Origin of the sequence: Desulfosporosinus sp. OT, assembly GCF_000224515.1 — a bacterium.
Classification (GTDB): Bacteria; Bacillota; Desulfitobacteriia; order Desulfitobacteriales; family Desulfitobacteriaceae; genus Desulfosporosinus.
Window position 1 is genome coordinate 18,500 of record NZ_AGAF01000263.1, and the last position, 25,266, is coordinate 43,765.

Here is a 25,266-nt window from a genome sequence, read left to right on the forward strand (position 1 = left end):
TTGTCAATAAATTACATTCCATTTCTCTTTCACTTCTATCTTAAAATCATAGATTTGAAGAAATTTATCTTTCGACAAAAAAGAAGCGTTTCCGCTTCTTTACGTATTCCAAGGCTTATCCAGTTAAGTCGAATTAAACACCACTTGTTTTAGACAAGCGCTTGTAACCTACGGTGTTGATGCCAAAAATATACCAATCCAAGAATAGGGATTATAGTTATACCCCAAAATACATAAACGAAACCAAAATAATGAGAGAGACCACCTAAAACAGATCCCGCGGTTACACCTAAATCAAAGGCCGTAGTATAAATTCCTAGAGCCGTACCCCGCTCTTCCTTATCTACACTTAGCACAACAATAGACGTCAAGGTTGGGTAATAAGCTCCATAACCTATCCCATAAACAATTCCGACCAAAGCTAATTGCCACATTTGCGTCACTCCAGCAATAAGCCATATAGAAACAATCATGAGCACTCCGGTCAAAACCGTCAACCTTGGCAATCCCTTTATAGTAATCTTAGCGGTGAACAATCGGGAAATGATCATAAAAGCTGTGTTTATAAAGAAGAACAAGCTAACATTGACAATACCTCGATTTGTGGCAAAGGTGGAAAGCCAATTAGATATGATACCAAATGTGACCATGCCACAAAAGAGAGTAATCATGGGCATTTGAACACGAAAGTCAAATAGCATTTTACTAAAATGAACATTTGGGTTTGAAGACCTAAACCTAGGTCCCTTGACTGGTATTAATAACAATAAGGATAGCAAACCCGCAAACCAAGAAAATAACAAAGCCCCGTGAAAGCCGTACTTGATGAACAGTAAATTACCAATGGCTGGCGCAAAGCCTTTAGCAGCAACAAAGGCTAATGAAAAAATCCCCACATATTGTGTAATTTTTTCGTCAGGAGTTAAATCCGTCGCCATGGTGGTACTAGCTACTGTAAATGCGCCAACGGAAAAGCCATAGAATATTTGGGTAAGACTAGCCAACAATAATGAAGGTGTCAGGATGTAAAAAAGAGGTGTACATAAAAAAACAATAATAGAAGCATATAGTAAAGTTTTTCGTCCCATACGATCCGTGAAACTGCCACTAATGGGGCGTAATATCAGAGAACTAATCGAAAATATTCCCATAACGAAGCCAATTTGCATATAATTACCACCCAGACTCTCTAAGTACAGTGGCAAAACAGGAAGTAAAATGTAATACGTACTGGTAAAAAAGATTGTAGCAACCAGCAAAAGTAAAAAGTTCGAGAAACTCTTTAACTCATGCGAACTCGATATTTCTTGTAACTCATATTGTTTATCAATCAATTCTCATCATCCTTACCATGCTGTACAGTTTGCCACTAACGAAAATATTCCGCAGGAATTATTATAATGTTTACTGTTAGAACTGTCACTTATGAATCTGCACATTCTTCCATAAGCTTCTTGGCCTCGATATATTGAGCAATCCCTTCCGCAACCTTTTTAGCTTCCTTCATAGCCAATACCACTGTGGCTGGTTCATGAACGACATCCCCACCCGCGAATATACCACGACGGGTCGTCATCCCATAAGGTCTTACTTTTGTGATAACGTACCCTTGTTCATTAACCTCGATTCCAGATGTTGTAGAGATTATACGGGCAGCGGGACGCTGGCCAATTGCAATGATCACTTTATTGGCAGGTAATTGTTCTATCTGGCCAGTCCCTCGCACAGAGCCTTCCTGAGTATTTTCCATGTATTCGCATTCCAGCCCCTCTAGTCGACAGGTGCCAATATAGCGTATCGGACTTCTATGCCATTTAAATTGAACCCCTTCTTGCTTTGCCTCCTCAAACTCAGATTTTAAAGCAGTCATGCGCTGTTCCGTTCCTCGATAAACTACCGTGACCTCAGCCGCTCCTACTCTTAGCGCTGTACGAGCTGCATCCATCGCCACATTACCCGCCCCAACAACGATGACCTTATCACCATCATGAATCGGCACTTCCAAGGGGTCTACTTCTCCACTATTGGCAAGCATGGCCATTCTAAGGAAATACATAGCCTGAATGACTCCGGACAAGCCATTTCCAGGAATTTCAAGCCGCTTGGGTAGTGCCGTCCCCGTTCCGATAAATACAGCATCATAACCCTCTTGAAACATCTCATCAACGGTTATATCCAGCCCTACGAGGAGATTAGTACGGAAAACAACACCGAGGCGTTCAATCCTTCGAATTTCGCGCCGCACCACCTCTTTATTCAAGCGAAACTCTGGAATACCATACATCAGAACTCCACCGGGCTCACTTTGGTCGTCAAAAACAGTTACCTCAAAGCTCAGCTTAGCCAGATCACCCGCTACCGTCAAACCTGCTGGCCCAGATCCGATGATTGCTACTCGGCCTTTGGTTCCACTTTCTTTTATCAGAGGGCTTATGTCCATTTCAGCGTCAAAATCGGCAATGAAACGTTCGAGCTTTCCAATCTTAATTCCCTGCCCTTTTTTATTCAATACACACGAAGCTTCACATTGCTTTTCACGAGGGCATACCCGACCGCAAATAGCAGGCAGGTTACTACGTCGGGCAATAACAGAACTTGCTCCACCAAAATTTCCTTTGGCCAGCTCTTGAATGAAGTTGGGTATTTCATTTTCAATGGGACAGCCTGTTCGGCAAAGGGGTTTAGGGCAATTAAGGCAGCGTTTTGCCTCTACAATAGCTTCCTTAATGGAAAATCCTTCATCAATTTCATCAAATGTTAAGACTTTGTCATCATAATTATTTTTCTCGTCAGTCGGCAAAATCCCTCACTCCTATTCCTGGATAAATGATAACTCTAGATTTAATGAATTAAGTCTAATTTCTTCACTCTTTAGTCTTTAGTCTTTCCATCAATTACGCTGATAATGTTTCACTGCTTAAACCAAAACTAACTTCATACTGCCTATTTATGAATGATCTTTTTCAAGAAAATCACCATCAGCCTAAAATCACCCGTATATTGTACAGCACAAATGAGAAAAATACGCTCAGAAATTCTTAATCCTTAAGCTAGGATGTATAGATGCCCTCTAAATACTACCGTTATACAAATTTAAACCGACCGATCGAGCTGGTAACTAAGATTACGGAGAAGGTGACTATAATTAGATGACTAATAATGAGAATGGAGTGCTTAGATTCAAGAACGCCGAAAAAATAGAAGCCTATAAATGTGCAAGATGCGACACTGAAATGTTAGCAAAGCATTCCAATGACTGGCTGGATCCCGATCATCCTGATGGAGAAAAGATTAAGATGTGTAACAGTTGCTATGGTCTAGTAGCTGTAATCGATGAATAGAAAAGATACATCATCCCTAGTGTTCTTGGAAAACCTCATTAAGTGCTGTTTTGGCCTTCTAGAGATATTGTTCTAATTTATGATCTGGTTATAAAGATAAAACAGCTAAGCCGTTTTTAATTCAACGGCTTAGCTGTTTTATGAGAGAGAATAAGCATAAGTAATCTTAGAATATAAGATGTTTACTGTATAGGATAAGCACCTCTACTATTAAGATAATTAAAAAGGTCCTCACCGTGCTGCTGTTCTTCTTTTTGAATATGGTTGAGAGCTTGCCGAATATTGTGGTCCTGACATTCAAAGATGACCGTATCATACGTACCGGAAATGTACTTTTCAGTCACAAGCATATCTTTTGCCAAAGCAACATCGTTCGGGTTTACGGTCAGTCCCGTTGTATTGGGTTGGTTTTGGGGTGTTTGATTCTGGGCCGTCGTTGCCTGTTGACCTTGTCCGCTCATGACCGGCGTTTGCCCATTCAAAATTTCGTTTAATGTATTGAAATGCTGTTTTTCATGAGCAGCGTGCGTGGTGAACAATTGTTTAAGCTCTGCATCCTGAGCTTCATTGGCATATTTTGTGTATTTCTGAACACACATGTCTTCATGTTCTTTCTGATCTTGAAATAACAAACGTTCTTTTTGACTGATCATGGAGAACCACCTTTCTCGATATAGTAGTAGGCTCATTTCATGATCGTATCATTCCCCATCCTAATTAAAGCTATGCATGATCTACATTAACTCGCCGCTACCACTGCTAATCTAAACGTAAAATATCCATAAATTATCATAATGTAACATATCATTCCGAAAGAACAAATCGCTATGCTATGGTGGTTGAAGCTTCCTGGATGCTTTGGCTGGTTCAGCGCTCGCTGGGGTTAAACCGCCCAGATCAGGTTTTGTTTTTCACAGATATCTTTTAGGAAGGTACGCTGAGACCCATCCTTAAAACGAACCATAATTACATTCCCATCCTCTTTAGCAATTACTCCCTCTCCAAAGGCTTTGTGTTGGATCACTAAACCTGCTACTAAATCGCTCTGCGGGGTCGATGCTTCTTTTCTGATAACCTCTCCCGGCTTTTTCCCTTCCATAACCAGGGTTACTTCGCGAACAAAACGGGAAGCTTTGACGCGTTTATTATGATAATAATCCACTGAACATAAGGTTAAACGCCGTTTGGCCCTCGTCATCCCTACATAGAAAAGGCGCCTTTCCTCTTCTAATGCTTCTTTCTGCCCGCTTTGGTCGGTCTTAATAGCCTCCCTCTCAGGAATAACCCCTTCGACCAGGTCAACTAAATAGACCTGGTCCCATTCTAAACCCTTAGCCGAATGGATCGTTGAAAGGGTCACTGCATTACTGTGCTTATTTTTATAAGAAGACATCATCTGTTCTTCAAGGTAAGTTAAACGATTAGCAAAGTCCACTATTGTCGATTCATTTTGAGCAATTGAAATTAGAAGGTCCAATAAACTTCCGATGTACTCTTCAGAAAAACCTAACGAGTCACAAATTTGCTCAACCGCTTTATCATACGCCAACTGGTTGCGAATAAAACCGATTGCCTTTGCGGGAGGCAGAGTATTGAGTTCCTTAAATTGTTTCTTAAGTTCCAAATACTCATTTTTGCGCTTTGAGGTAACCTCCGGTTGTTCAGCTAAGATTTCAAAGATTGAACAATCAATGGTTCTTTGCTTAAGATATTCAAGTTGTTGCTTTCGAATATGACAACTAAGCTTAGACCAAATTTTCTCCAAGGTAGGCAAGCTTTTATCGCTAAACGAAAAGCGCAGGAAGTTTAGAACATCATGAATGACCCAATGCGAAAAAAATCTCTGTTTACCAGCTTCTCTCATATAAAAAGGAATATTAGCCCTACTTAACTCTTCTGCCAAATAGATCGCCGATAGATTATTGCGGTAAAGCACTCCTACTCCAGATAAATCTTTTTCGCACCTCAGTTTCTGAATCAAAAATTGCTGTTGTTCTCTTAGTCCTTTAAAATGCCCTATTTGCAAGCTGTCTCCCTTGGCGTTCCTTGTGAACATTTCTTTATCAAAACGCAGCTTATTGGAACGGATAAACCGACAGGACACATCCACAATTTGCGGAGTAGACCGGAAGTTTTGTTCCATACGCAGAATCTGCGCTTTAGGGTAGGTTTGTTCGAACTTTAATAAATAGTCTGGCTCGGCCGCTCGAAACCCAAAGATACTCTGGTCATCATCTCCAACTACAAAAAGATTCCCTTTGGGTTGAACGATGAGTTCGATGATTTTGTGCTGGAGAAGAGAGGTGTCTTGACTCTCATCTGTTAGAATATAGTCAAAGCGCTGGCGATAACCCTCAAGGAGTTTAGGGTTTTCTTTTAACTCTTGAAACGCGATGGAAAGCATATCATCATAATCGATCAGCCTGGGCTGGTTATTTTTCTTATACGCTTCATAGTCGTTATAAATTAATGAGAAGTTTTTAATGTCCTGTTCATTAAACTCTTCGGGCTGTCTTAAAGTATTTTTTACATAACAAATGGTGTTCTGCAAGCCCTCTAGTTGTTCGTCCGTGATGATTGAAGCATTATGCTTATCATAGATTCGACGTAGAACTCCGTTCTTACTGTCAGGGCCTGTTTGTTCCTCCATAATCTCAAACCGAGTACCTTTTTGACGAAAGGCTGACCGAACTACTTCATAGGCAAAACTGTGAATCGTTGAAAATCGGATTTCTCCTCGGCCTTCGGTTTGACCGCCTACCATTGCCCCAAAGTTGTTAACAAACCGTTCGTTCATTTCCTTGGCAGCTGCCCGCCCGAAAGTGAGACAAAGAATCGTTCGAGGATCTACGTTTTCCACAAGAATCAAGTAGGCTAAGCGAACGGTCAGGACAGTCGTCTTCCCTGCACCAGGAACAGCTAATAGCAAAAGAGGGCCTCGGTTATGAATCACGGCCCGTTTTTGCTGTTCCGTTAAATTAATGCCTCTGGCTTTGATCTTTTCAAAGAAACCCTGCTCGTGAATCAACTTAAGTCCCCCACTATGTTTGTCCTTATACATTATAACAGGAACTCTGTTCATGGTCACCTGAACAAAATGATTGATCCCCTTCAACTTTTGACCTCTAACGCAGCAAGTCCAGCAAGCGCTTTTTTACCACAAGTACCTCGCTGGAAAACAGGATATCTGGCTTACGAGGCCTGGAGAAAGGAATCGTGATCCTCTCCAGAATGTGAGCGGGTCGCCGGCTTAAGACAACAATTTCGTCTGACAACAGGATAGCTTCTTCAATATCATGGGTAATGAAGACAACCGTTGGGCTGCTTTGGCTCCACACATTAAGAAGCCATTCCTGCATTTCTCGTCGAGTCAAAGCATCCAGTGCTCCAAACGGTTCATCTAGAATCAATGTGTTCTGTCCAAAGAGGAACGTGCGCAGAAGTGCTCCTCGTTGCCGCATACCACCAGAAAGCTGGTGGGGGTAATGCTCCGTAAACTTGCCCAAACCAAAACGATTGAGCCAGCGTCGTGCATTTTCCCTAGACTCGCGTTTGTCTTCTCGGCGGATATCGTTACCCAAAGCTACATTGTCCAGCAACGTGCGCCAAGGTAAAAGCAAATCCTTTTGCGGCATATAGCCCACTTGACCTGGCAGACCGAGAATTGATCGACCATCGAGCAAGATCTGCCCCTGAGCTGATTTTTCCACGCCTGCAATCAAGTTGCAGATTGAACTTTTGCCACACCCGGAAGGACCGATTAGGGAAACAAACGTTCCAGTTCCGATCTTTAAATTAATATCCACCAATACGTCCAGTGCAGAGTCCCCAGCCCCTGGATACGACAACGATAATTTTCTTAGTTCTAAGGCCATCGTCTAAGCCTTGGGCAAGAAGTCGTTAGTGAACGCCTTGTCGGTGTCGATCATTTTGTCTATCAACTTTTGGTCGAACATCCATTGGGTATAATCATGCCACACTGAGGCTTTCTGTACTCCCCATTGCAAGGCGTCCGCCTGATATTGAGGGCTAAGCCACGCCTGGCTTTTCTTAATCAATTGCGGGTCCGCTTCCGGAGCATTCTTGATCAGAATGTTGGCTGCATCATCCGGGTTGTTAATCGCATATTGGTATCCTTCACTGACTGCTTTCGTGAAGCGTCGGATTACATCTGGTTTTTCTTGAATCATTTTTTCGTTCGTGACGAAGACAGGGGTATAATCATCTAAAGCAGAGTTAATATCCTTAAGCCAGATCATATTGAGTGGTGTTCCGGACAGCTCAGCTTGAATCCCTTCCCAGCCGTAAAAAATCCAGGTCAAATCTATATCTCCCTTAGCCATACTTACGACCGGATCAGCGTCCCCAATATTTATCATTTTGACTTTACTGAAATCCGCCTTTTCCTTGTCCATTAAAGCTTTGATTGTCGCAGTCTCTGATGGGAGCCCCCACCCACCATACGTCTTGCCTGCAAAGTCCTTGGCCGTGTGAATACTCTTATCTGCCAACGAAGCGAATCCAGAGGTGTTATGTTGCAAAATCGTCGCAATAGAGACTAAAGGCAAACCTTGTCCACGGGCATCCGTGACCTGTTCTTGGGCGCTAATTCCAAAATCCGCTTTACCTGTAGCTACAAGTTGCTCCACTGTACCTTGGCTTGACGGCGGAACAATTTGAACATCCAAGCCGTTCTTGCTAAAGTATCCTTTATCTTTGGCCACATAAAGACCGGTATGATTTGTGTTAGGGGTCCAGTCCAACATGATCGTCACTTTATCTGGGGACGGAGTTGGTGTTTGGGATGATTCTGCCGACTCCTGAGAGTTTGTACCACAGCCGGTAACCAAGAGAAGAGCACACAGGCTGATCATTAACGTTAAGCTCAATATTTTTTTAGCTCTCATTATCTGCATAAATCAAACTTCCTTTCAATAATCCAATCTTTAATATTTTCTAAAATCATCTACTATAATTGGCAACTCACTCTTGCTTAGTATTTAACCAAGGCAACGCCAGACGCCTAATTCCCGTAATTAGTACAAAGTAAAAAAGGCTGAGCAAGGTGATTGCCACAATAGCAGCAAATACCTGATCGGTCCTAAATGAGTGGGACGATCGTGTTAAGTAAACCCCTAAACCTGAACTAGCGCCAAGCCACTCTCCAATCACAGCTCCCATGACACTGTAAGTCGCGGCTATCTTTAGTCCGGCAAAGAAGGATGGCAATGCGTTGGGCCAACGAATCATATATAGCATTTGCCAGCGCGATGCCCCCATACTCTTGAGGAGATTGAGCAAGTCATTATCGCTCACCTCCAAACCTTCAATCAGGCTAACCGTTATTGGGAAAAAGCACACTATGACAACCGTAAGAATCTTCGGCAGCAAGCCGTATCCCAGCCATAGGATCAGAAGAGGGGCCACAGCAATCAAGGGTACCGTCTGAGATACGATAAGCATCGGGTAAAATAAGCGCTTCGCCATGGGTGAAAGCACCATAGCCAACCCCGCCACTAAGCTTAGAGCTATCGAAAGAACAAACCCGGTGGTTGTTTCCCAAATGGTTGTCAAGGTATGCGACCAGAGTAGTTCTCGGGTGCGCCAAAAGGCCTTTATAACGGCTGCTGGCGATGGCATGAGCCAGAGAGGCAACTTAAAAAAGTCCACACTGATCTGCCAAACGGCAAGACATAGAAATAGAAATATGAGAGTTGGAATACCATCCCGCCATTTTTTCTGAAGCCGCCTCGATCGTACTGACATGCCCTTACTTCTCCCGGTATTTTTGGATCTTTTCATCTATTGTTGTTCGACCAGGGTTATAATCCATTTTGATATAAGTCATAACACGAGAAGCCCCAGCTTTAACACATGCCTCCTGTGCTTCACGGATGATGGCCCATAATTGATCGGGTTCACCTTCCATCGTTGTTTCCATCGGCCCTACTTCATACTTTACACCGCTGGCTGCTACGACAGCAATTGCTTCGTCCACCACTTCGAACAACCGAGCATCTTCAACTTTGGGCAGCACCTGAAAAGCCATGATAATTTTGGCCATTGTATTAACCACTCCTTCTAATTACTTATGTAGTCCTTCCAGCACTCTAACTGAATTAGCTTGATATCTACTGCACTAACGTCTGGTCAATTCAGACGAAGAAATATAAAAACCGCACATGGTATGCGCGGTTTTCCTTAATGTCTACACTTGCATCCCTCCGCTGGCATTATCCAGATCAGGTTCGGTCGGTGGTAACTCAACCACCCTCTCAGCCTATTTTATAAGCTCCCGTCATATTCAGTTTGTGCTGCTCTTAAACATAGCATATGAGAGTAAATTGTGCAAGCTCCCACTTCTCCCTCATTCTTAGCAGGAAATTGAAAAACCATGTGGAAGACTACCCTTGTCGTAATAATGAAATTACTTATTCAGGTATACCCAAATAAGGAGCTGAAGCTTGATGTTAAACATTTTCGATAAAATTGTTGAAGATAGAATTCAAGAAGCTATGAGAAACGGCGAGTTTGATAACCTTCCATCACAAGGCAAACCAATCAATCTTGATTACTGGGCAAGCCTTCCAGAAGGAATTCGAGCAGGATATATGTTGTTAAAGAATAATGGGTTCTTACCTAATGAGGTGCAACTGTTAAAGGACATCGAGAATCTACGTGAGCGATTAGCCGTTTGCACTAGTCAAGATGAGAAAGCAACTCTTCGTAAAGAGCTTGATGAGGCCAAAATTAATTACAACTTAATAATGGAACAACGGAAACTTAAAAAATAGCTGCCTTTTCGTCATTTCAATTAATTCTTACTGGGATAGACATGTTTCTAATTTTCAAATATCTGATCAATGAGTGAGTCGACTTCCATCTATAAGAAATTCTCAAGATAAACAAGCACTGGGTGTCCACAATCTTGAAACAAGCATATCCTATATAGTACGAAAGTTTGTTTAGGAGATGGTAAAGTGGTAGTTCAAGACGACCGATTAACTACCTTAAACTTATTAAATCTTGAGATTTTTGGGTCTTTCATTGGAGTTATCAGTTTATCGCTCTTCATCTTTATCTCGTATACTTCTAAGAATATCATATTGACTTCATATTTAAGTGGTAGAAATTTACGTCCAACTTTTTCTCTCGACGATGCCGCTTTAGTTGGACGCATTCTCTTAGTCTTGGCAGGTTTTATTGCTGCTAACACGACAACGATGCGTCTTATGCTACTAATACAAAAGGTCCTACGAAACGAACCTCTGGAGGGACCACTAATTCCGAATATTTGGCTTACAATTGGCATTTGGACCTCCTTTGTTGGCGGATTAATTGCATTAGTAGGCGACTATGAAAGAGCACAACTGGCATCACCTAGGTTGCCTGTCGAGTAAAGACGAACCCTCTAACTAAAGGAACAAATGTGAAAAACCGCACCCGAAAGTGCGGTTTGTAAACATAATGGAGCGGGTGATGAGAATCGAACTCACGTAGCTAGCTTGGAAGGCTAGTGCTCTACCATTGAGCTACACCCGCATGTTGTAAGTCGACAGCTGTTCTAACGTTTTGTGTTTTTTAACGCTTTGATAGTTTACCACTCTTCGGCTTGTACTGTCAAGAATTATTTTTACCAAGTCTAGCCTCATTTCCCAAAATCCCAACACAATACTCTTCCATCCGACTATCAAATACAATGCTTAATCAACTTGAGTATTTACCCATTTGGTATAATATGGTAAAATAAACCAATACATATTTAAGAAGGGGTTGTTGTCGTATGGCTAGACATTCTAAAACTACTAATAATGCTAATGATGCTAATAATTCCAAAACTGCACGAATTATTTCTGTTGCCTCGCAGAAGGGCGGGGTTGGCAAGACGGCAACTGTCACAAACATGGCAGTAGGGTTAGTTAGTCTCGGATACAAGACCGCTGTCATTGACATGGATGCTCAAGGCCACATTGCATTTTCGTTCGGAATCAAGAAGGCTGACTTAAGGAAAACAATTTATGATGTATTGATTGGCGAAGCAAAAATGAGAGATATCAAGCAGACTGCATTTGGAGTGGATCTGTACTTATCAAACAATTCTCTTTCTAATCTTAGCCCAAAAGTAATGACCAATCTTAATTCTAAGCTATTCCCCGCCCCTAAATACCTTTTGAAAAACGCATTAGGGCAAATAAAAACTCAGTACGATTACATTCTAATTGATACATCTCCGAGCAATGACATACCAACGATGAATTCCCTGTTAGCCTCTACAGATATCATCATCCCTGCCCTTCCTGAGGGACTATCCGTTGATGGCATCTTCGATACAATTTATCTGATTAAAAGTATTCAAGAACAAGGTGCTAAAATAAATATTTTAGGCATATTGCCTACAATGGTCCAAGATCATACTAACCTTCACAATGTGATGCTCCAAGATCTACGGAGACGTTTTGCTGAGACCCCAGACATAAAGGTATTTGACACGGTCATCAAACGGGCCATACGGCATGGATTAGCACAGACTCACGGTGAACCTGACATAAACAAAGCACCAGAGTATCTTTCTTTTGTTAAGGAGGTATTTGCCATAGCTTGAGTGAAGTTATGGTTTACTAAGGTTAAACAGAGGAAGAAGCTAACTTGACTAGCTTCTTCCTCATCATTTTCAGATGTGATTTAACTCATTTCTCATATTATCAATTCACTAAGTTTCTAATAGACCGAACGACAATGAATGGCTGCTTAAAATCTTATTCTACCAAGTATTATTCTAAAGCCTTTTCAAGCATTGCGATATGTTTAGCCTTATTATCAATAATATCCGATAAAATTCTATAGGTTTTAGTATAAATGTCGTTTGTATTCTTTACAAATCTACCTTGTATATCCATTAATAAGGAATAAACTGATTGCTCCAGACCTAGTGAAAAGTTGAGATACTCTCTGACATTAGTTATTTCTACCACAGCTATTCTCTTATTGAAATTATTAATTAGAAATGACATCTTATCATATATTGAGAAATCAATCTCTTCAAATTCTTTCTCATTGATCTCTTTTAACAGTGCCTCATAATATTCAATAGTTCTATCCATTTCTTTTATTAAAACATTGGACATTATTTTAATAGATAGGATATCACACTTTTCCTGCCCAATATTCTCATGTATTTTTCTTCTTCGAATCGAAATATCAATGGCTTTATCAATGATATCTGCAACATTGTATCCCATAACTCAACCCCTTAATTAATTGCTGCGCATTATTCCCTTAACTCTTCAAAACAGCCCCAGTGTTTTCTCTCATTTATTCACATCATATACTAGAACTACTAAAAAGATACCTCGCTTGATTTTATCATATCCTACCTTCGACGATCGAAGCTGACCACATTGAACTTAGCAATACCAACGCAAAATTGTCCGAAGCAACAATTGTATGAGTGTATATGCACATATTTTTTATGAAAATATTCTATTATCTTTTATGTGAATGGCAAGCACAACAATGAATCTATCTTTGATCCCTATTTGTTTGATTCTCTAGCCTGGATTCGATTGATTCAAGGAGTCGTGCAATCTGTAAAAACTCAGATTTAATTTGCTGTAAGTTTTTCTTTCCATTCTCTTCAATACGATGCAAGTGACTTTGAATATCATCGATTTCTAGTTCTGCTTTGTAATTAATGGCAAAATCGATAACGGACTCGTGTTTATCACGCACTGTTTGCCGGTTTTGGCTCATCATTATGACTGGCGCTTGGAAGGCAGCAAGAAATGACAAACATAAGTTCAAAAGAATAAACGGTGGCTCATCAAAGTGAAGAGACTTGGTCAATACCAGGACATTCCACACTATCCAAATAACTAAAAAACCGCTAAAACAAAGAATGAATTTCCAGCTGCCACCGAATTGCGCAATACGATCCGCCAGACGATCAGGAAATGTTGTTTTACTAGTATATTCCTCCTCTAAACGGTTTAAAATACTCTTCTCGTAATCATCAACTAAGCGATCAATTCGTTGAACATCTTTTTTATGGATTTGAATATCAAAGCCTTCAAATATCGAAATATCGTCATATTCACTTTGAGAGGTTACTGTTTCATTTTCGTTCACTTTCTTACTCCTAAAATATAATCCCGTATAATTATATCCTTTTGAGTTATATTAAATTCCGCTTTAGACCTTCCTCGCAGCCACCTCTCAGTAATACTATTTCTTCGGCATCGCCTAAAATGTTATAAGTATTAATTTTAAACCTACCGAACTTTATTTTGATGCCTTGCTTACAAAACCTCTCTTCGTATTCCGTCACAATATTCCCGTGAAAATCGCTTTGATATAAGTCATACGTCCTATATAGTTCATTAAAACCTGCACCTTCGAAATACCCCAGACTATCTGTAAAAAGTAGTTGATCGTCAGTCTTGAACCAGATTTCTGATCCTTGCTTTGCAAAAGTTTGATATAGTCTAAGGAAATTTGGATGAGTTAACCTTCTTTTATGATGTCTTTTGTTGGGCCATGGATTGCAAAAGTTAATATATATCTTCTCTATTTCATCTTGAGCAAAGATTCCTCCAATGTTCTCAATATTAATTGGAATAATTTTTATATTTGTCAAGTGGGCTTCGTTAGCTTTTCTTAAGACATGAACCAAAAGTTCATTGTGGGCATCAAGCGCAATGTAGTTGATATTTGTATTCATGGTCGCTAGTTGGTTGATAAAACGACCTCGACCACATCCCAATTCCAGATGGATTGGGTGATCATTGCCAAAGAATTCCTTCCATTTCCCTTTGTACTCTGTAGGAGTAAAAAGGACCTTGTGATCTTTTTCCAATTCAGGCTTAGCCCACCACTTTTTCCTGAGTCGCATTTGAACTTTCTCCTCTTCTAACCGTAGATGTCAACGATGCCATTCATCTCTGATTGACGCTAATCAAGTTGCTATTTTTCGATTATACCACTAAACATCCTAGACTCCATTATTTACGTAGCCTGTTTCTTCAATGAGACTCTGGCCTTCCTCAGATAAGACCCATTTAAGGAGGCGGCTGACATTATCCTTCTTATTCGATTTTAACGTAACAGCATAAACAGGAACTGTAAAGGGATAAGTTTTATTGCGCACGGTTTCAGGGGTTGGTTTAATACCATCAATCGCCAGATACTTAATCTGATTGTTTCGAATCATCTCGGTTGAGTAATACATAAAAGTATATCCCAGCGCGTTCTTAGCATTTTTATAACTTGCGACCTCACTAATGATCTCACCCATACCTCCTGCATACGTTTCTTCTGTTTGTTCTATCATCGAGATACCTTTCATCACTTTATTTTGCATTACCGTTTGACTCCCTGAGTTTTCAGGGCGTTGATAAGGCCGAATCTTATTCCATTGCCCACCAACTTCGTTCCAACGGGTGATTTTTCCGGAGTAGATAGCTTGGATCTGTTTTATGGTTAGATTCTCCACTGGATTTTTAGAGTTTGTAAAAAAGACAAAGGCTTCACTCCCGATTGGAGTTAAGACGAACTCATCCCCCCGGGCTTTAATCGCCTCAACTTGAGCTTTTGAAGGCTCAGCAACAAAAATAAGATCAGTCTCCCCCGCTATTAACCGCTCGTAGGCCACGTTGGTTCTAGAACACTTCACTAAATCGAGCGGGAAATGCTCACTTGCTACAAAAGCAGTCGATACATCTTTCACATTGTTCTTTTTGTTGGCTAGATAGTATTCGCCCAATCCCTTATAGACAGCTTCAACAAACGACGCATAAACCGGATAGGCAGCTGTCGCACCGTCAAGACGTGGCATAGAATCGAGCTCTGTAAATTGTAAACTAGCAGGTTTCCCCAGCTTAGCGAGGCCGTTGTTATCCTTAAACGGAGCTTTATCCATCAGATCAAATTCCGTTAACTCACTCCCGACCGTCGACTTTCCATAAAGTAGTTCCGTCATACCATTGTCAATCACAGTTCTCGTCGCTATACCAGAAAAGGTAATGACTGAAATACATAGTAGGACCAAGGCCGCTTTGAAGTTTCTCGCTAGAGAACTACCTGATGCTAGCTTTGTGCTCCCATCATATAAAATAATCCCCCCCAGAAACCCCAAATACCCCATGAGCTCAGCCACGGGGATGATGAAATGTAGTCCTGAAAAAGAAAGGCCTATGTCAAAAATAAAAAACATTGGGTTCTTAAATAGATACACTCCCCACCACCCGGAATTAAAATTTCCATCGGAGAGCACTAAAGCAAGAATTGCAAAGAACAGCGCATAAAGAATAGGTACCAAGGCCGGAAGATACCTATCCTTTGCCAAATCAGGCTTATTCTTAGATAGTCTCGCAAAACTATATCCGACTATACCACCCACAGTAAGTGAACCTAATAGGGCGATTAATAAAAGAATCAAATTTTCGGCATCCCTGCCGTGCTCATATAACCTTAGCCCATCAGTGATCGACGAAACAACGAAAAGCCCTATGGTCAGCAAGAAAGGAATCAGAATCATCTGGGCTGCTAGAGAGTTTCCCAGATACTTTTTATGTAGTAACATCTCTCAACCTCCTACTTTCTATCACCTATAGAATTCACACAATGCTCGATTTGTGTGGAGAATGCATGTCTCCTCGACTACTCAGCTTGTGAAAATTTCAATATATTCCTTGTGCCCTTAATCGTCTAAGTATGAATTAATCACTTTCCATGAGATACTTCCGTTATTTATATCGTACCTTAATAGCATGCATCCTGAAATATGTCCATCTTCAAAACATGCGAATACCCACCTATTCGTTAGAACATATATGTTGTTGTCATCATAAAACCCCATTGCACCACCCAAAATGCCCTTATAGGGGATCAACTCGCTATGCATCTTGAGGTCTGCAACGATGTCTTTTAGCTGACCAGTGAATCCTTTACGCTGCAATTCCAGCATTGTTACTTGGTCATTATTGGCTAGTTTTAATTTCTCAATCTCGCTCTTCAATTCCGCTGCCTGAATAGCATCATCTCTATGTTGTTGCAGTAGTTGAGTATTGTCGTTACATAAACTAGTTATCTTTTGCTCAGTGTTGCTTAACTTAGTTTGATATTGAAGAACAGTGAATAAGAAGAAGGATAAAATTATCACTAATGACCCGATCCATATGACTCGGTCTTTATTCTTCACAACGTCATCCCTTCCTGGTGTACGATGAAGCAGATTATGACGAAATCCTCCTGTACCATCGTATCGCAACACTAACCTGTATCAATTGAAATGGCACATATTCTTTTCTATATTCATGAATTCTGCATATTTTTGTTAAGTCCTTCCCATATCCCGCCAATAATTGTTCTATCTGCAATATTTATAATCGTTCTGTCATTTGACCCTTCGGAGCTCTAATCGATAAATAGATTAGAAAACAGCTCGTTATTTCATCATCCGCTCCCCTGCTCAAGGCAACTGAAAATTGGCTATAGCACAGCACAAAAGCAGCTAACTCGAAATGAGATAGCTACTTTTCTCGATGTTAATTATTCTTTTTCATCTTTTTTCTTAGAAGATAAACCAATTTTATCTATTGGCATTTTCAAAATGCTCCAACACAAATTCCTTAAAATGTTTCGCTGCTGGGGATACATAGCGCCCCTCCACCCAAGCCATTCCAATAATCCGTTGACATTGAGGTTCTGAAACATGGACTTGAGATATTCCCATCATCTCAAAGGTTCTGATTTTCGGAATGAGGGCTATTCCGAGCTTGGCAGCAACCAGTCCCGCCACGGTTCCGACCTCTTCTCCCTCAAAGGTTACTTTTGGCGAAAACCCTGCCTCCTTAAAAATTCGATAAATAGTCTCTCCTAGAGACAGTTCAGTTTTAAAAGTTATAAACGGTTCTTCCGACAGTTCTTGGAGATTAACAGTGCTTCGTTTGGCGTGTGGATGTTCCTTAGGTACAATAAGTATAATTTCTTCGGTCAACAATTGGATCCAATGGATATTTTCCCGAGAAAAAGGTTGAGAGCAAAAACAAAAATCGATTTCTCCTGCCTCAAGTTGATCCAAGATCTGATTCGTCACGTTTTGAGAGAGCATAAATCGTATGTCCGGGAAGTTTTTACGAAATAAACCAAGTAAATCCGGCACAAGATTAGAGCCTTGGGAATGGATAAACCCCAAAGAAACACTTCCCTTTAGAGGATCTACTAAATCTTGAATTTCTTGTTGCCCGATCGTAATTTCCTGTATTGCGCGATTGACACGATTGAGAAAAATTTGGCCGTAAGTGTTGAGTGAAACTGTGCGTCCTTGCCTTTCAAATAGAGGAACCCCTAATTCCTCTTCTAGCCTGGCAACCGAGCGACTAAGAGCCGGTTGGGAAATTGAAAGTGCTTCTGCCGCATTCGTAAAGTGCTGCATCTGGGCTACTGTCTGGAAATATTGAAGCTGAGTCCATTCCATGAAAAATAACCTCTCCAGTTTCAGATTAAATTTTATATCCGTCATTCATATTACCTACATGCATTAGATTGATGCAAATTATAAATTAGACGTTATAAGCTGTCAAGGTGTACGATATAAGAAAATCTAGTTTGGATGTGAAAGAGAATGGCCTATATCAAGAAAGGCACTAAAGCTTTTCGTAAAACGACCTTAGCTATGTTTTTTGGTGGCTTCAACACGTTTGCTATTATGTACAGTACACAACCTCTGTTGCCAGAGTTTTCGCGCGAGTTTCACATCTCCCCGGCTGTTGCGAGCTTATCCCTTTCCCTAACGACGATAGCACTTGCGATCAGTATGCTTTTCGTAGGTTCCTTGTCAGAAGTAAAGGGACGTAAGCCTCTGATGAACTTTTCTCTAATCTCAGCCTCTATACTAGCCATTCTCACCTCCTCTGTCCCTAATTATCATGTTCTTCTCCTATTCCGCATCCTTCAGGGAATCGTTTTAGCGGGTTTACCTGCAGTGGCCATGGCTTATCTCAGTGAAGAAATTGAACCAGCAGACTTAGGAGTCGCGATGGGTCTCTACGTCAGTGGGATCTCAGTTGGGGGTATGAGTGGTCGTATTATTATTGGGATGCTTACTGATTTCTTTAATTGGCGAGTAGCGCTCGGCACAGTTGGGGTTTTGAGTGTTTTGGCGAGCTTGCTCTTTTGGTACCTATTACCTCCATCAGAACATTTTCAACCCCGTCCGTTTGATATTGGAAAATTAACGAAATCAATGGTTAACCAACTGAAAGACCCTAGCTTGCTTTGCTTATATGGTATTGCTTTCTTTGTTTTGGGAAGTTTTGTTACCCTTTATAACTATATCGGCTATCAATTAATAGCTCCTCCTTATTCGCTTAGTCAAACGTTAGTTGGTTTTATTTTCGTAATATATATTGTAGGCACGTTTAGTTCCACTTGGATGGGCCGCAGAGCTGATATGCACGGTCGAAACAAAATGCTCAAAATTGGCTTACTAATTATGGCCTTTGGTGCCTGTCTTACTTTAACCACTCTTATAGTAATTAAAATCCTTGGTATTGCCCTTTTTACCTTTGGCTTTTTTGGCAGTCATTCCATAGCGAGCAGTTGGGTTGGACGCCAGGCTATTCGCGATAAGGCGCAGGCGTCATCTCTTTATCTTTTTTTCTACTATGCAGGTTCGAGCTCGGGAGGAACAATTGGCGGAACCTTCTGGGAAACCCTTGGTTGGGGTGGCGTCATCAGCATGATCTTAAGCTTCCTGCTCTGCGCTCTACTCTTATCCATCCGTCTGAACTTCATATCTCCCTTTAACCAGCATACTAAGACGACCCTCACCCTGCAGAAAGCAAACTGTTAAGGTCTGATTGCTATAAGGTCATAGGCAAAACTTGCCAATGACCTTATAGATAGGTCTCCTATTGTAAAGTTCTTTAATAAAGAAATCCCCACCTAGTCAAACAGGTGGGGATTTTGGGTTACATATTTCGTGGATTAACAACTCAAGGGGCTTTTCACGTTACTGAAGTTATCGAAGTTACTGAAGCAAAGATCTTAATACTTGATGAATTTCGTTCCCGAGGTACCGCAAATAAAACATTTTTCGGGTACTACTTTCTCAATGTTTCCACAAACAGGACAAAGATAGTAGAATACTTCTTCCTCTTGTTCTAGATTTTCTAGTGCTTCTTTGTAAAGTCTAGCATGCACCTCTTCAGCCTTTAAGGCATATGTAAAGGTTCTTATGGCAGCTTTATTTCCCGCTTCTTCAGCTACTTTCAAAAATTCCGGATACATACTTTGATATTCATGGTTTTCTCCATTGACTGCATCGTTTAAGTTTTCAACTGTTGACATAATCTTACCTGCAACCTCGAAATGCTTAAGGGCATGAATAGTTTCAGCATCTGAAGCCGCTTTGAAAAGCTTCGCAGCATTCTTTTTACCATCTGCCTCCGCTTTTTTTGAGTAAGCAATATATTTTCGATTAGCCTGTGATTCTCCAGCAAAAGCTTCCATTAGATTCTCTAATGTTTTTTGGTTTTCCATACAGTTCCCTCCCATAATAATTTCTTGATCTAATCATTGTGCGACTCTAGTCCTCATCTGGTCGCAATTAGACTAGTTTTTCATTACGCATAATGATTAATTGGCGTTGACAAATATAATATACCATAAAGAAACGTGATAGACTAATTAGTATTTAACTGTTGGTTGAATATACGATCAATATCGTCACTTCCTGTCAGAAACCGTTTTATACGGCCAGCGCATTATGCCAACAAGTGTTTTCAATAGAGAGTTCGAAGTTCATAGCACATTACACGTAAGATGACGGATTAATTCCGTCTCTTATTTTTGCCGGGACACTGGTTGCAACAATAACTATCGGTTCGAGAAGTATTTTAAAAAATGATTGCAGGATTTACCTAAATTGCAAAGAATAATAATGAAAAGAATGGTTCACGTCGTTTTTTGGAGTTTAGGCATAATAATTGGACTCAAGAGTCCAAGCAGAGCAACCGACCGACGGAGTCTTTTCAGCGATCAATATTTCGTTTGAATCGGCTCAAGCTGACGAAATGAAGTGGAGTTGCTGTGGTAGCTAGGGAGGCTATGTTCATGAAAAATGCAAGTTGGAAATATTTATTGTTCTGCATTCTAGGTTTGGCATTCTTGCTATCTACAACCCGAGTCTATGCAGCCCCTCCTGAAATAAAAACGATCAGCGTAGTTATGGATGACAACTATCCTCCTTACTCTTTTCGCGATAGTCAGGGCAATTTACAAGGAATCACGATTGATCAATGGAAACTTTTTGAGCAAAAGACTGGGATAATAGTGAATATCACCGGGATGACTTGGAATAAAGCCTATGAGAGTATGTTACATGGCGAGTTTGATGTCATTGATACGATCTCCTATAATTCAAACAGAGCCCAGATCTATGATTTTTCAAAGCCCTATGCAACGATTGATGTTCCCATATTCTTTCAGAAAAATATTTCTGGGATTACTGATGTCGATTCTTTAAAGGGGTTTACAATAGCGGCTAAAAAAGGGGATAACTGTATCAATGTTCTTAAGGAACATGGCATTACCAATATCGAAGAATATGATTCAAGCGAAGCTGTGGTCCAGGCAGCTAAGGACCACAAGGCCGTGATATTTACGATGGGAAAACCCCCGGCCTTATACTATCTGTATAAAATGGGAATTCAAGATAATTTCAAGTATTCAAGTTCACCACTATACACTGGCCAATTTTATAGGGCCGTCAAAAAAGGTTATTCGGGGTATCTACCCACAATTAACAACGGCTTTGCGAAGATTTCAGAGAATGAATATCAGGCCATAGATAAAAAGTGGTTTGGACTGACCAATATCCCCTTCTATGATGCTCCTCTATTCAGATTGATTATCATCTTTGGGGTCGCAGTTTTTCTGGTGGTATTGTTGCTGTTCCTCTGGAATAGAACACTTCAGCGAATGGTCAAACAAAAAACCAGCGAGCTTTTAAATGCTCTCAGCGCCAGGCAAAAAGTTGAAGCAGAAATTAGAGAGTTAAATGCTCAGCTGGAAAGCAGAGTCATCGAGAGAACAATGCAGCTGGAAGATCTCAATAGTGAGCTTGAAGAAAGCAATGCGATGCTTGAGGAAGAGATTGTCAAACGTGAGAAAGTTGAAGAAGACATTAGAAAATTGAATGAGGAGCTTGAAGATAAGATACAATTGCGTACGAGTGAGTTAGATACGCTCAATGCCGTATTAGAGCAACAAAATACTTTGTTAAGTGAATCACAAAAAGTAGCCCGTTTGGGTAGTTATGTAATGAATCTCTTAACGAAAGAATGGAAGTGTTCACCGGAACTGCATGAGATCTTTGGGATTGATGCAGCTTATCCTCACACGGTGGAAGGTTGGCTGGGAATTATTCATCCGGATTGGCGGGCCCAATTTTCTAGTTACCTTATGCAGGTGGAAGGTGCCCAGCAACGCTTCGATTATGAATATAAAATCGTCCGAATTCATGATGGAGAAGAACGCTGGGTACATGGGTTTGGAAAAATCGAGTTGGATCACTCAGTCAATGCGGTTCGTTTAATTGGTATGATCCAAGATGTGACCGATCGCAAGCTTACTGAAGAAAAAATTATTTATTTAAGCTTCCATGATCGACTGACCGGTCTCTACAACCGACGCTATTTTGAAGAAGAGTTAAAAAGACTTGATGTCGAGAGGAATTATCCTTTGACCCTTGTCATGGCCGATGTCAACGGGCTTAAGCTAATTAATGATTCCTTTGGCCATGCCGTCGGTGATGAACTCCTAAAAAACGTTGCCAAAGTGCTGCGTAATGGCTGCCGGCGAGATGACATCATCGCCCGTCTTGGAGGAGATGAATTCGTCATTCTGTTGCCCCATACGGATGCTGCAGAAACGGAGCAAATTCTCAAACGAATCAAGGCTTTAGCTACACAGGAAAAAGTGGGGTCAATTGAAATATCGATTTCCTTCGGCTATGAAATAAAGCGTTATGAAACAGAAAATATTCTTGATCTATTTAAAAAAGCTGAAGATTATATGTACAAGAGGAAACTTTTTGAAGGACCGAGTATGCGTGGCAAGACTATAAAAACGATTATCCGAACCCTTCACGAAAAGAACAAACGAGAAGAGCAGCACTCTCATCGAGTTTCCACGCTCTGTCAAAGTATGGGGGAGGCCCTTGGTTTACCTGAAGGAGAAATTCAGGAACTAAAAAGCGTCGGCTTACTTCATGATATAGGCAAAATAGCAATCGACGAAAAAATACTCAATAAACCCGGCAAACTGACAAATGAAGAGTGGGAAGAAATCAAACGTCATCCTGAAATCGGATATCGTATTCTGAGCACAGTCAATGGTATGGCAGAAATGGCCGAATACGTGTTAGCCCATCATGAACGATGGGATGGTTCAGGCTATCCAAAGGGGTTAAAGGGTGAGGAACTGCCTCTTCAACCCAGGATTATTGCCATTGCCGATGCCTACGATGCGATGACGAGTGTAAGAAGTTATCGGGGTGCTCTGCCTGATGAAGTAGCAATTGCAGAACTTCAGAAAAATGCCGGGATTCAGTTCGACCCAGAGTTGGTAAAACTATTCATTAACAAGGTTGTTCAAAAACATCATGTTCAGTGAACTAATAAATAAACTGTTGAACTAACTGTTTAATTCAGAAACTCTTCGAATTGTGGATACAAATAAACAGCACTTTTGTTTTCATAAGATTAATTCCCTCCTTTGAATTTCTGAGCTGGCCAGTTTCTTCATACTTAACAACAGCCGCCGCCTCCGCTGCCACCTGAACAATCGCAGCTTGGTTCTGTTCCTGTCAGCCAGCCCATAATAATCGCGAAGGCACAACCCACCCCCGGCTTAACTTCTAGAGCATTAAACGGACAGTTTTTGACGCAGGCACCGCATTCCATACAGCGATCTTTATCAGCAATGACGGATTTTCTATCTTCTATTAAGAATACATTATGCGGACAAACCTCGAGGCACCTGCCACAACCCGTACATTGATCTGACTTTAGTTTCAACGTAGCAACATCTTTCAAATATCGATTCGTCATCTTTAACAACTCCTTAGTGTTAAATAAAGCTATTTACCAATAGCAGAATGATCCCCAAGACGAGTGAGATAATTATCGCTGGAACTGCTTTTCTCATCTCTTTCAAGACCCCTGAAAATGAAGTGAACGTTGAAGCGCCTGTAAAGTTCATCGCTAAAAAGGCCGCTACAGAAGGAAGAATAAGTATATAGCCTAAAGCTTTCAAAATACTATACTGAGGAACAGCCGTCCATTCATTCCAACCATTAAGCACGTTAACAATGATCGCCCAAATAAATCCCAACATCCATCCTTTCCAAGCGAAAGCTCTGCCCGGAATCAAGGGCAGCAAAACCGGGGTTAAAACACAGCCTACCAGGACTGAGCCCATATAGCCGTAAAAATCAACGAGACCGAAAGGCCCTAAACCGAGAAGATTTAACAAAAAGAGTACGCCGAAAATCATTAAAGAAACTTTGAAAGTACCGACAAGTTCTACTGGAGTCAAAACAAGGCGATCATAGGTTGTGAACTTGACCGTCCGCATTTCTCGCGTAGCCTTCATTCCTAATTGGATAAATTCTTTGAGGTCTCTGGCTCTCACTGGCCCATAAACGACTTTAAAACCAGAAAACTTGGCAACCACGTGAGCACTTATACCCGGTGCACCCAATTGTGGAACAATAACCGTGCTGTGGGAGACAACCTTCTCCAGTTGTACTACAGCAATACGGTTTAAAAGCTCTTGGGTCCCAAAGGTTCCTTTTCCTGCAGCACACCATACATTGATGCCTTTAGTATCGAGCACTAGAATCCAAGCTTCTACCCCATCCAATTCTTTTCTTAAGCTATCAAAGCTCATTTTATAATTAGCTGAAACCAGGACAGGCGAATTGCGATTGGGTTTTCCCACACTATAAAGACCAGGTTCCACGGTATAGTTCATTCGGTTGATTCCCCAGCGGGCTTTCCAAGTACCTACAACGTCATTAAACGTCAATTTAGATGAAGTTGGCATAATTTTTAGTTCTCTCGTGGAAATTTCCATTCTTGACACCTCTTCTAACGAATTAGCTACCAAACTGGTTAGTCATTATCTTTTCCTTAAGCTCTAGAATTTTACGTTCTATTATTCTTGCCGTTTTTTTAAACTCATCATCACTTTTTCCTGTTGGATCTTCAAGACCCCAATCCTCTCTATGCTGGCACGGCAAATATGGACAATTTACATTACATCCCATAGTAATAACTATATCCGGCTGCGGTATGTCGGAAATAAGCTTTGAAAACTGTGTTTTTTCCATATCAATATCATAAAGTTGCTTCATAATTCGAACAGCATCCTTATTGATATTAGGTTTTGTTTCCGTACCTGCTGATGATGACTCAAAGATATTCTCAGCTAATTTTTTCCCTAAAGCTTCTGCCATCTGTGAGCGGCAAGAATTGTGTACACAGACGAAGGCGACCTTTAATTTGTTCATGACCATTCACCTCTCCTAACAATTACATTGATCGTTAATGTTACTGAACCATTTGTCTTTATTAGATTTAATCTCAGTTAAAAACTCAGAGATAGTTTCTATGACGTCGCCATTGATACTATAATACATCCATGCCCCTTCACGCCTTCCATTAACAAGCCCGCTCTCACACAGTATCCTCATATGATAGGACAGGGTTGGTTGTGTAATCTTAAAGTTATCTAAAAGTTGACAGCCACACATTTCACCACAAGAAAGCAAGTCGACTATGTTCAGACGTGTTGGATCAGCAATTGCCTTAAATAACAAAACATATTCTGCGTAACTATACTTCATAATAGTCCCCTTTCC

General features: G+C 40.8%; 25 protein-coding genes, 1 tRNA gene and 1 riboswitch. Of the genes, 6 read left to right on the forward strand and 20 right to left on the reverse strand.

Going from position 1 to position 25,266, the window contains the following annotated elements; translation table 11 throughout:
- Nucleotides 1-149 precede the first annotated feature (149 nt).
- On the reverse strand, nt 150-1,334 hold the full coding sequence (locus DOT_RS25240; RefSeq protein WP_040413486.1) for an MFS transporter: 1,185 nt from the start codon (nt 1,332-1,334) through the stop codon (nt 150-152).
- A gap of 89 nt (nt 1,335-1,423) precedes the next feature.
- Entirely contained in the window at nt 1,424-2,800 is a 1,377-nt protein-coding gene (locus DOT_RS25245) for an NAD(P)-dependent oxidoreductase (RefSeq protein ID WP_009624439.1), read from the reverse strand.
- Between the two features lie 349 nt (nt 2,801-3,149).
- Between DOT_RS25245 and DOT_RS25250 the strand changes: the two genes are divergently transcribed.
- A complete protein-coding gene (locus DOT_RS25250; RefSeq protein WP_009624440.1) occupies nt 3,150-3,341 on the forward strand; it encodes a hypothetical protein in 192 nt (63 codons plus the stop codon).
- Between the two features lie 182 nt (nt 3,342-3,523).
- Here DOT_RS25250 and DOT_RS25255 read toward each other — a convergent pair whose 3' ends face one another.
- The 6 genes from DOT_RS25255 to DOT_RS25280 all read right to left on the reverse strand — a co-directional run bounded on the left by DOT_RS25255 (nt 3,524) and on the right by DOT_RS25280 (nt 9,405).
- Nucleotides 3,524-3,994, reverse strand: coding sequence for a spore coat protein (locus DOT_RS25255; RefSeq protein ID WP_009624441.1), 471 nt, complete (start codon nt 3,992-3,994; stop codon nt 3,524-3,526).
- A gap of 230 nt (nt 3,995-4,224) precedes the next feature.
- A complete protein-coding gene (locus DOT_RS25260) occupies nt 4,225-6,456 on the reverse strand; it encodes an ATP-dependent helicase (protein ID WP_242833912.1) in 2,232 nt (743 codons plus the stop codon).
- A 10-nt stretch (nt 6,457-6,466) separates the two neighbouring features.
- A complete protein-coding gene (locus DOT_RS25265) occupies nt 6,467-7,216 on the reverse strand; it encodes an ABC transporter ATP-binding protein (RefSeq protein WP_009624443.1) in 750 nt (249 codons plus the stop codon).
- A gap of 3 nt (nt 7,217-7,219) precedes the next feature.
- The gene (locus tag DOT_RS25270; protein WP_040413497.1) at nt 7,220-8,248 is read right to left on the reverse strand and encodes an ABC transporter substrate-binding protein; all 1,029 of its coding nucleotides are present in this window, start codon (nt 8,246-8,248) and stop codon (nt 7,220-7,222) included.
- 76 nt (nt 8,249-8,324) lie between these two features.
- The gene (locus DOT_RS25275) at nt 8,325-9,107 is read right to left on the reverse strand and encodes an ABC transporter permease (protein WP_009624445.1); all 783 of its coding nucleotides are present in this window, start codon (nt 9,105-9,107) and stop codon (nt 8,325-8,327) included.
- 4 nt (nt 9,108-9,111) lie between these two features.
- Complete coding sequence (locus DOT_RS25280; RefSeq protein WP_009624446.1) at nt 9,112-9,405, reverse strand: thiamine-binding protein; 294 nt, start codon at nt 9,403-9,405, stop codon at nt 9,112-9,114.
- A 138-nt stretch (nt 9,406-9,543) separates the two neighbouring features.
- Nucleotides 9,544-9,650: riboswitch (TPP riboswitch) on the reverse strand.
- A gap of 158 nt (nt 9,651-9,808) precedes the next feature.
- On the opposite strand from DOT_RS25280, the gene DOT_RS25285 reads away from it, so the two are divergent.
- Together DOT_RS25285 and DOT_RS25290 are read left to right on the forward strand one after the other, a co-directional pair.
- On the forward strand, nt 9,809-10,135 hold the full coding sequence (locus DOT_RS25285; RefSeq protein ID WP_009624447.1) for a DUF1992 domain-containing protein: 327 nt from the start codon (nt 9,809-9,811) through the stop codon (nt 10,133-10,135).
- Nucleotides 10,136-10,321: 186 nt separating this feature from the next.
- Nucleotides 10,322-10,741 carry a hypothetical protein gene (locus tag DOT_RS25290; protein ID WP_009624448.1) on the forward strand — a complete coding sequence of 140 codons (420 nt, stop codon included), beginning with the start codon at nt 10,322-10,324 and terminating at the stop codon, nt 10,739-10,741.
- Between the two features lie 68 nt (nt 10,742-10,809).
- Here the strand turns inward: DOT_RS25290 and DOT_RS25295 are convergent.
- Nucleotides 10,810-10,883 (reverse strand) — tRNA-Gly (locus DOT_RS25295).
- Nucleotides 10,884-11,124: 241 nt separating this feature from the next.
- Between DOT_RS25295 and DOT_RS25300 the strand changes: the two genes are divergently transcribed.
- Nucleotides 11,125-11,943, forward strand: coding sequence for a ParA family protein (locus DOT_RS25300; RefSeq protein WP_009624449.1), 819 nt, complete (start codon nt 11,125-11,127; stop codon nt 11,941-11,943).
- Between the two features lie 169 nt (nt 11,944-12,112).
- On the opposite strand, the gene DOT_RS25305 is transcribed toward DOT_RS25300, so the two are convergent.
- The 6 genes from DOT_RS25305 to DOT_RS25330 all read right to left on the reverse strand — a co-directional run bounded on the left by DOT_RS25305 (nt 12,113) and on the right by DOT_RS25330 (nt 17,814).
- Nucleotides 12,113-12,580 carry a hypothetical protein gene (locus DOT_RS25305; protein WP_009624450.1) on the reverse strand — a complete coding sequence of 156 codons (468 nt, stop codon included), beginning with the start codon at nt 12,578-12,580 and terminating at the stop codon, nt 12,113-12,115.
- Nucleotides 12,581-12,860: 280 nt separating this feature from the next.
- Nucleotides 12,861-13,466: a DUF1003 domain-containing protein gene (locus DOT_RS25310; RefSeq protein WP_009624451.1), complete on the reverse strand. Its 606-nt coding sequence runs from the start codon at nt 13,464-13,466 to the stop codon at nt 12,861-12,863.
- A 46-nt stretch (nt 13,467-13,512) separates the two neighbouring features.
- Complete coding sequence (trmB, locus tag DOT_RS25315; protein ID WP_009624452.1) at nt 13,513-14,229, reverse strand: tRNA (guanosine(46)-N7)-methyltransferase TrmB; 717 nt, start codon at nt 14,227-14,229, stop codon at nt 13,513-13,515.
- A 99-nt stretch (nt 14,230-14,328) separates the two neighbouring features.
- Nucleotides 14,329-15,918, reverse strand: a complete 1,590-nt coding sequence (locus DOT_RS25320) for a substrate-binding domain-containing protein (RefSeq protein WP_009624453.1) — start codon at nt 15,916-15,918, stop codon at nt 14,329-14,331.
- A 117-nt stretch (nt 15,919-16,035) separates the two neighbouring features.
- Nucleotides 16,036-16,605, reverse strand: coding sequence for a hypothetical protein (locus DOT_RS25325; RefSeq protein WP_139024307.1), 570 nt, complete (start codon nt 16,603-16,605; stop codon nt 16,036-16,038).
- Nucleotides 16,606-16,926: 321 nt separating this feature from the next.
- A complete protein-coding gene (locus DOT_RS25330; RefSeq protein ID WP_040413487.1) occupies nt 16,927-17,814 on the reverse strand; it encodes a LysR family transcriptional regulator in 888 nt (295 codons plus the stop codon).
- Between the two features lie 147 nt (nt 17,815-17,961).
- Between DOT_RS25330 and DOT_RS25335 the strand changes: the two genes are divergently transcribed.
- Nucleotides 17,962-19,191 (forward strand): MFS transporter, encoded by a 1,230-nt coding sequence (locus tag DOT_RS25335; RefSeq protein ID WP_009624456.1) that lies wholly within the window; start codon nt 17,962-17,964, stop codon nt 19,189-19,191.
- Between the two features lie 194 nt (nt 19,192-19,385).
- Here the strand turns inward: DOT_RS25335 and DOT_RS25340 are convergent, their stop codons facing one another.
- The gene (locus tag DOT_RS25340; protein ID WP_009624457.1) at nt 19,386-19,880 is read right to left on the reverse strand and encodes a ferritin family protein; all 495 of its coding nucleotides are present in this window, start codon (nt 19,878-19,880) and stop codon (nt 19,386-19,388) included.
- A 573-nt stretch (nt 19,881-20,453) separates the two neighbouring features.
- On the opposite strand from DOT_RS25340, the gene DOT_RS29185 reads away from it, so the two are divergent.
- Nucleotides 20,454-23,015: an HD domain-containing phosphohydrolase gene (locus DOT_RS29185; RefSeq protein ID WP_009624458.1), complete on the forward strand. Its 2,562-nt coding sequence runs from the start codon at nt 20,454-20,456 to the stop codon at nt 23,013-23,015.
- Nucleotides 23,016-23,149: 134 nt separating this feature from the next.
- On the opposite strand, the gene hgcB is transcribed toward DOT_RS29185, so the two are convergent.
- From hgcB to DOT_RS25365, 4 genes are read right to left on the reverse strand one after another with little or no spacing between them, the layout of a single operon-like run.
- Nucleotides 23,150-23,452 carry a mercury methylation ferredoxin HgcB gene (gene hgcB / locus DOT_RS25350; RefSeq protein ID WP_009624459.1) on the reverse strand — a complete coding sequence of 101 codons (303 nt, stop codon included), beginning with the start codon at nt 23,450-23,452 and terminating at the stop codon, nt 23,150-23,152.
- A 19-nt stretch (nt 23,453-23,471) separates the two neighbouring features.
- Nucleotides 23,472-24,479 (reverse strand): mercury methylation corrinoid protein HgcA, encoded by a 1,008-nt coding sequence (gene hgcA / locus DOT_RS25355; protein ID WP_009624460.1) that lies wholly within the window; start codon nt 24,477-24,479, stop codon nt 23,472-23,474.
- Nucleotides 24,480-24,501: 22 nt separating this feature from the next.
- Nucleotides 24,502-24,915 (reverse strand): arsenate reductase ArsC, encoded by a 414-nt coding sequence (locus DOT_RS25360; protein WP_009624461.1) that lies wholly within the window; start codon nt 24,913-24,915, stop codon nt 24,502-24,504.
- A 15-nt stretch (nt 24,916-24,930) separates the two neighbouring features.
- The gene (locus tag DOT_RS25365) at nt 24,931-25,251 is read right to left on the reverse strand and encodes a metalloregulator ArsR/SmtB family transcription factor (protein WP_009624462.1); all 321 of its coding nucleotides are present in this window, start codon (nt 25,249-25,251) and stop codon (nt 24,931-24,933) included.
- Nucleotides 25,252-25,266 lie beyond the last annotated feature (15 nt).

Coding starts and splice junctions, on each gene's coding strand:
- DOT_RS25265 (WP_009624443.1), bottom strand. CDS start 7,216: ATGGCCTTAGAACTAAGAAAATTATCGTTGTCGTATCCAGGGGCTGGG.
- hgcA (WP_009624460.1), bottom strand. CDS start 24,479: ATGGAAATTTCCACGAGAGAACTAAAAATTATGCCAACTTCATCTAAA.
- DOT_RS29185 (WP_009624458.1), top strand. CDS start 20,454: ATGAAAAATGCAAGTTGGAAATATTTATTGTTCTGCATTCTAGGTTTG.
- DOT_RS25280 (WP_009624446.1), bottom strand. CDS start 9,405: ATGGCCAAAATTATCATGGCTTTTCAGGTGCTGCCCAAAGTTGAAGAT.
- hgcB (WP_009624459.1), bottom strand. CDS start 23,452: ATGACGAATCGATATTTGAAAGATGTTGCTACGTTGAAACTAAAGTCA.
- DOT_RS25300 (WP_009624449.1), top strand. CDS start 11,125: ATGGCTAGACATTCTAAAACTACTAATAATGCTAATGATGCTAATAAT.
- DOT_RS25275 (WP_009624445.1), bottom strand. CDS start 9,107: ATGTCAGTACGATCGAGGCGGCTTCAGAAAAAATGGCGGGATGGTATT.
- DOT_RS25270 (WP_040413497.1), bottom strand. CDS start 8,248: ATGAGAGCTAAAAAAATATTGAGCTTAACGTTAATGATCAGCCTGTGT.
- DOT_RS25335 (WP_009624456.1), top strand. CDS start 17,962: ATGGCCTATATCAAGAAAGGCACTAAAGCTTTTCGTAAAACGACCTTA.
- DOT_RS25250 (WP_009624440.1), top strand. CDS start 3,150: ATGACTAATAATGAGAATGGAGTGCTTAGATTCAAGAACGCCGAAAAA.
- DOT_RS25285 (WP_009624447.1), top strand. CDS start 9,809: ATGTTAAACATTTTCGATAAAATTGTTGAAGATAGAATTCAAGAAGCT.
- DOT_RS25320 (WP_009624453.1), bottom strand. CDS start 15,918: ATGTTACTACATAAAAAGTATCTGGGAAACTCTCTAGCAGCCCAGATG.
- DOT_RS25360 (WP_009624461.1), bottom strand. CDS start 24,915: ATGAACAAATTAAAGGTCGCCTTCGTCTGTGTACACAATTCTTGCCGC.
- DOT_RS25255 (WP_009624441.1), bottom strand. CDS start 3,994: ATGATCAGTCAAAAAGAACGTTTGTTATTTCAAGATCAGAAAGAACAT.
- DOT_RS25340 (WP_009624457.1), bottom strand. CDS start 19,880: ATGGAAAACCAAAAAACATTAGAGAATCTAATGGAAGCTTTTGCTGGA.
- trmB (WP_009624452.1), bottom strand. CDS start 14,229: ATGCGACTCAGGAAAAAGTGGTGGGCTAAGCCTGAATTGGAAAAAGAT.
- DOT_RS25305 (WP_009624450.1), bottom strand. CDS start 12,580: ATGGGATACAATGTTGCAGATATCATTGATAAAGCCATTGATATTTCG.
- DOT_RS25330 (WP_040413487.1), bottom strand. CDS start 17,814: ATGGAATGGACTCAGCTTCAATATTTCCAGACAGTAGCCCAGATGCAG.
- DOT_RS25365 (WP_009624462.1), bottom strand. CDS start 25,251: ATGAAGTATAGTTACGCAGAATATGTTTTGTTATTTAAGGCAATTGCT.